The organism is Marseilla massiliensis, from assembly GCF_016899855.1.
In the GTDB taxonomy this organism is placed as follows: domain Bacteria; phylum Bacteroidota; class Bacteroidia; order Bacteroidales; family Bacteroidaceae; genus Prevotella.
In genome coordinates this window covers 1-5,881 of sequence record NZ_JACJJG010000140.1, presented here as the reverse complement: position 1 = coordinate 5,881, position 5,881 = coordinate 1, and the positions used below count along the sequence as shown (strand labels likewise).

The following is a 5,881-nucleotide window of genomic DNA, read 5'->3' as shown; positions in this document are numbered from 1 at the left end:
CTTAGCGACCGCAGGGAGCGATAACTACTCTAACTACTTTAACTACACGGAACTATAACCACTTTTTATAACAGCGTCTTCTCTTGTGCAGCGTGGTGTCGAGATACTGCCATTGGCTCTGCACGTTCTCGTTGGTCTCCATTTCGACCTGGCTCTCGCCCCACTTGAATCCGTATGCCTGGTAGCGCGGAATGAGGTCGGAGAACATCAGGGCGTTGGCTCCCTTCATGCGGTATTCGGGCAGAACGCCGAGCAGGAGCAGGTCTACGCCCTCGGTCTTGTGCGCCTTCAGGGCACGCAGCACGTGCCACCAGCCGAACGGGAAGAGCCGTCCGCGGCGGCATTTCTGCAGCGCGCGCGACAATGACGGTATGGTAATGCCAACGGCTACGGGCTTGTTTCCCTCGTTCCAGTCTTCCACAACGGTTATCAGGCTGAGGTCGGCCAGCGGGAAGTACATGTCTATGTATTGCTCGATTTGCCGCTCTGACAGCTCCGAGTAGCCGTACAGGTCCTTGAAGCATGTGTTGATCAGGTCGAACATCTTTTTGCCGTAGCCGCCCTCGAACACGTCTTTCTTCGTCAGCTTGCGCACGTGCAGGTTGTAGCGTTTCTGTATCATCTCGGCTATCTTCGTGTATTTCTCGGGCACTTTCTCGGGCACCATTAGCTTGAATTCCACGTAGTCGTTGTCCTTGTCGAAGCCGCCGAGCTTCTCCATGTGCTCCGGATAGTAGGGATAGTTGTATATCGTGGCCATCGTGCCGAGTTGATCGAAGCCCCAGGTGAGCATTCCCTCGGGGTCGAGGTCGGTGAATCCGAGCGGGCCTATCATCTCGTCCATGCCCTTTGAGCGGCCGTAGTCCTCGACGGCTTTGAACAGCGCGGCAGATACTTCGATGTCGTCGACGAAGTCAATCCAGCCGAAGCGCACGCACTTTCTGCCCCAGCGCTTGTTGGCGCGGTGGTTTATGATGGCCGCAACGCGGCCGGCCATGCGCCCGTCCTTGTAGAACGCCATGAAATATTCCGCCTCGCTGAACTCGAAGGCGGCGTTTTTTGTCTTGTCGAGAGTCTTCATCTCGTCGCTGAAAAGGTTGGGAACATCCTGCTCGCAACCCTCATACAGGTCGTAGTGGAAGTCGATAAACTTCTCGAGGTCCTTCCTCGTCTTGACCTTTTTTATTGTTACTGATGACATTTCCTGATGTTGTTAAGACTACTTAAACATGCAAAGATACTCTTTTTGCCGCTAATATGGAAATTTTTGGTGGTTAAAGTACCTTTTTTACGTGGACGTACGTTTTGCGAAAGACCGTCTTTCGCATTCTGAAAGGCCGTTAACCGCACGCTAAAAGGCCATCTTTTAGCGTGTAAAAGATGGCCTTTCGCAAAGCATTGAGTATCAATATGTTGTAAGATAGGTATGAACCGTGTCTATTGTCCGGTGGCTTGCATGTACTCACGCTTCTTTATCTGGTAGCCGGCGTACGCCTCGATGTACGAGTAGCGGCTGTCCTGGTACAGCGTCTGGGCCTCCAGCAGGTCGCTCATCGTAGCCGTTCCCGCCGTGTAGTAGTCGGTGTGCAGGCGCAGGTTTTCCTCCGCCTGCGTTATCGACTCCTGCGCTATGCGTATCTGCCGGTAAGCGTCGTTCATGTCGTTCCATTTGTTCTCCATGTTGATTACCAGCAGTTCGGCGTTGTCCCTGAGTGTGTTCTCGGCGTTGCTCACGGCCAGTTTCCTCTTTTTCATGTCGTGAGAGCCGCCCCACCAGCCCGAAAGCGGTATGCTGACCGTGGCGAAGCCTACCCACGACTGCTGGCTCTTGTCCATGAAGTTGTTGTAGAAGTATCCGCCGCCGATGGCCACGGTTGGCAGGTTCTCGCCCAGTGACATCTTGTATTGCAGCCTGTTGGCCTTCACGTTTTGCTCGAGCAGGGCGTATTCGCTTGTCGACACCAGCGCCGCCGTCGGTTCGGCGTACAGCGCGAAGGGCGGTTCGGGCATGCCGTCGCCCATGTCGGCCGCCACGTCTACGCTATCGTCTGCATGTCCCGTGTACTGTGCCAGCAGGCGGCGTGCCGTGGCCAGCGCGTTCTCTACGGTTATCCGGCCGCTTCGGGTCTCGTTCTTGCGCAGGTTAACTTGTAGCAGGTCGTTCCTGTCAGACACCCCGGCGCTTACCGCCGCGTCGGCATTTTTCGCGAATTCGGCCAGCTGCTGTTCGACGGCGGTTATCGTCTTGAGCTTTTCCTTGAGCATTACCACCTGCCAGAAGTATGTTTCTGCAGTAAGTACTACCTCGTTTTCCGACAGCTTGCGTTGCAGGCGGCTCGACTCAACGCCCACCTCGGCCAACCTGTTGGCGTTGATTATGCGTCCTCCCGTGAACAAGGGCAACTGCGCCGATACGCCTCCCGAGATACCGTTCTTGAGCAGTCCCATGCCCATACCTTCTCCAAGGCCCATCTGTAGCAGCTCGTCGTCGGCCATGAAGCCCATTCCCGTGGCGCTTACCGTGGGGAAGTATTTTGTGAAAGCCTGCTTTTTCGCCTGCCGGGCGGCCTCTACGTCGTTGCCGGCGTTCTTCATTTTCACGTTGTTCAGCAAGGCGTCGCTGACGCACTGGTCAATAGTCATCACGCGCTGTGCCGTAATCGTCGTTGCTGCCAGCGACAACACCATTGTCAATATAGTTGTTTTCGTCGTCATTGTTTTCATTTTTAATGCTTTGATTTTATTGCTCTTCTATAGCGTCCACTCTTTTCCTGCGCTCCGTGGTGCCGCGGAATATCAGCAGGTAGGCAGCCGGCAGCACGGTCAGGATGAACATCATGGTTATCAGCGTGCCGTAGCATATCACCGTGCCCATGGGCATCCACAGGCCGCTTCCGCCCAGAATCATCGGTATTACGCCCATCGACGCTGCGGCCGAGGTGAGGAATATCGGGCGCATTCGGCGTTGCGCCGAATGGTATATGGCCTCTTCGGCGTGCATTCCTTCCGTCGCGCGCAGCTCCTCTGCGTAGTCGAACATTATTATTCCGTTGCGTACCAATATACCCATGAGGCTCACCACGCCCAAGATACACGTTATGCTGAGGTCTACGCCCTGTATCAATATGCCGGCGGCGGTGCCGAACAGGCATAGCAGCAGGCTCGCGAAAATGAGTGCCGCAATGCTTATCTTGCGGAAATGGAGCAGCAGGATGAAGAATATAATCACCGCCGCGATGACTAATCCGCCTATGATTGAGGGCATTTTTTCAACGCTCTGTTCCTCTTCACCGCCGTAGCTGACGGTTATTCCGGCCGTAACGTTCATTTTGCCTACTAATTCTTTCACCTCTTTTGTAACGTTCATGGCGTTTGTCTCGCGCGTTATGTCACTCTCTACGGTTACGGTGTATATGCCGTTTCGGCGTACTATCTGCCCTTCTTTCCATTCAGGCTTTATGTCGGCAACCTGCCTCAGCGGCACCGTTGCCAGCCCTCCGGCGGCGGGAATGCGCTCGTCGGCCACGTCGGCGTTGGTCGCACGCTCTGCCTTCGTGCCTTTCAGCACAACGGGAATGTCGTCATCCCCCTCCCATACGGTAGCCACTGTCGTGCCGCTTCCGTATCTCATGGCCAGTGTCGACTCAACGGTGAGGTTGCTTACGCCGAGCCTTGACGCTTCGTCTTCCTTAAGGATGATGTCACCTGAGGCCAGAGGCTCGTTGCAGTCGATGTGCACCTGCGTCAGTCCGGGTATGTCCTTCATCTTGTCGCGCAGCTTTTCCGCTTGCGTCTTAAGCTCATCGAAGTTCTCGCCGCTGAGCCTTACCTCTACCGGATATACCGCCTCGCTGTAGCTAAGCTGCTTGAATCTTACGCGTGCGCCGGGGAAGTAGTCGCCGTATTTCGGCATGTACTCGTCCAGAAGTTCCTCGGTTGCCTCGATTCCGGTGGTGTTTACGATGAACTGTGCGTACGAGGTGCCTGCTATCTGCGGAGCGTATGCCGTGTGGAAGCGTGGCGAGGCGCAGCCCTTGAATGACGTTACGGACACTATGCGGCTGTCCTTGCGCAGCATGTTCTCCAGACTGTCGGCTATTTCCGCCGTGCGTTTGACCGACGTTCCGGTAGGAGTGTATATCTCTACGGCAAACTGGTTGCGGTCGGCCGCAGGCATCAGCTTCTGCGGAACATACCTCATCATAAATACTCCTGTGGCCACTGACAGTACTCCGACGGTCACCGTAACCTTCGGATGGGCGAAGCAGACGTCCAACAGCTTGTTGTATGACTTCTGGAGAACGTCCAAGAACGAGAATGGTTTTCTGCCGTCAGGTTTTTTCTTGCTCTCCATCGGCTTGCGGATGAACCAGAACTGCATGAACGGGACAAGCAGCGTGGCCACCAGAAGCGATACCATCAGCACGATGGTGACGCCCCACGGAAACATAACAATGAAGTCCTTGAACATTCCCGTAAGCGTTATGAGGAACGGGAAGAACGTAACCGTGATGGCCAGCGTGGCCGAGAAGATGGACTTGAAGAAGTGAGTGGTACTCTGGATGGAGGCGTGCCAGCGCGACATTCCTGTCCCGATGCACTCCAGGTAGTTGTCAATGATGACGATGGAGTTGTCCACTATCATTCCGAGCGACATTATCAGCACCGCGAGAGTTACCGTGTTAAGCTCTATTCCGAAAGCGTTGAACAGTCCGAGGGATATGAATATTGTTATAGGGATGGTCGACGCGGCCACGAGCGCTACCCTCATGGGCAGCAGGAGCATAACGACGATTACCACGGCGACGATTGCTATGAGCAGCTCTTCAAGGAAGTTGGTTACGCTGTCGCCCACAACCTTGCTCTGGTCGGTTATCCTGTATATGCTGACTCCTGCCGGAAGGGTTTTCTGGAAACCGGCCATTACCTTGTCGATGTCGTCGCCCATCTTGACGATGTTCTGTCCTTTCTTCATCTCTACGCTAAGGAGTATGCACTTGGTGCCGTTGTTCGTGATGTACGAATCAGCCTCGGGGTACTCCCTTCGCACGTCGGCTACGTCCTTGAGGCGTATATTGTTGCCGTCGGGCGTGGCGAAGACAATCATCTGCTCGATGTCGTACACCGAGTTGAGCGACTTCTCCACGTACAGCGGCTGCACGTAGTCGTCGGTCTTAACGCGGCCTCCGCTCGTGGTGAAGCCCTTTTGCATGAGGGTAAGTGTCAGCGTCTTGTCGTTCAGTCCGTAGTGACTCAGGCGCTCGTTGTCGAGATATACGGCTATCTGTTCGTGCCGCATGCCGCTTACCGTCATGCGTCCTACGCTCTCAATGCGCCGCAGACTGTCCTGCAGGCAGTCCATGTAGTCCTCCAGTTCGCGGTAAGTCTTGTCCTTGCTCTCCATCGTTATCAGCAACGCCGAGGTGTCTCCGAAGTCGTCCATCACCTTTATGGCGAGCACGTTGCTCGGCAGTTGAGCCTTGAAGTCGGCCACTCCGTGCTTGAACTTGCTCCAGAACTCGTCCTTGTTGTTTACGTCGTCGTTGAGTTCTACCTGTATGTATGTTATCCCGTCACGGCTTTTCGAGAAGGTCTTGGCCTTCTTCACCTCCTTATATGTAAAGATATAGTTCTCCAGGGGCTTGGTAACTTGCTCGGCCATCTCGTCCGACGGCACGCCGGGAGCCACCGCTACGACGATACCCTGGCGCACGGTGAAGTCGGGAAACTCGTTTTTCCTCATGCCGGGCAGGCTGTATATGCCGAAGGCCACGAGGCAGCTGAATATGAGGATGACGATTTGCCGGTAGTGCATCGCCCATTCCACAAAGTTGCGTTTCTTCTGTTCCATTGTTTGATTTTTTTATGTTGACAAGCAGAC

3 protein-coding genes are annotated in these 5,881 nt (G+C 54.8%); all 3 read right to left on the bottom strand.

Annotation, left to right across the window (positions count from 1 at the left end; genetic code table 11):
• Positions 1-52: 52 nt before the first annotated feature.
• The 3 genes from H6A34_RS13370 to H6A34_RS13360 all read right to left on the bottom strand — a co-directional run bounded on the left by H6A34_RS13370 (position 53) and on the right by H6A34_RS13360 (position 5,851).
• Positions 53-1,201, bottom strand: a complete 1,149-nt coding sequence (locus H6A34_RS13370; RefSeq protein WP_205105921.1) for an N-acetyltransferase — start codon at positions 1,199-1,201, stop codon at positions 53-55.
• Between the two features lie 236 nt (positions 1,202-1,437).
• Positions 1,438-2,715, bottom strand: a complete 1,278-nt coding sequence (locus H6A34_RS13365) for a TolC family protein (protein ID WP_239480887.1) — start codon at positions 2,713-2,715, stop codon at positions 1,438-1,440.
• Positions 2,716-2,740: 25 nt separating this feature from the next.
• On the bottom strand, positions 2,741-5,851 hold the full coding sequence (locus H6A34_RS13360) for an efflux RND transporter permease subunit (protein ID WP_205105919.1): 3,111 nt from the start codon (positions 5,849-5,851) through the stop codon (positions 2,741-2,743).
• Positions 5,852-5,881 lie beyond the last annotated feature (30 nt).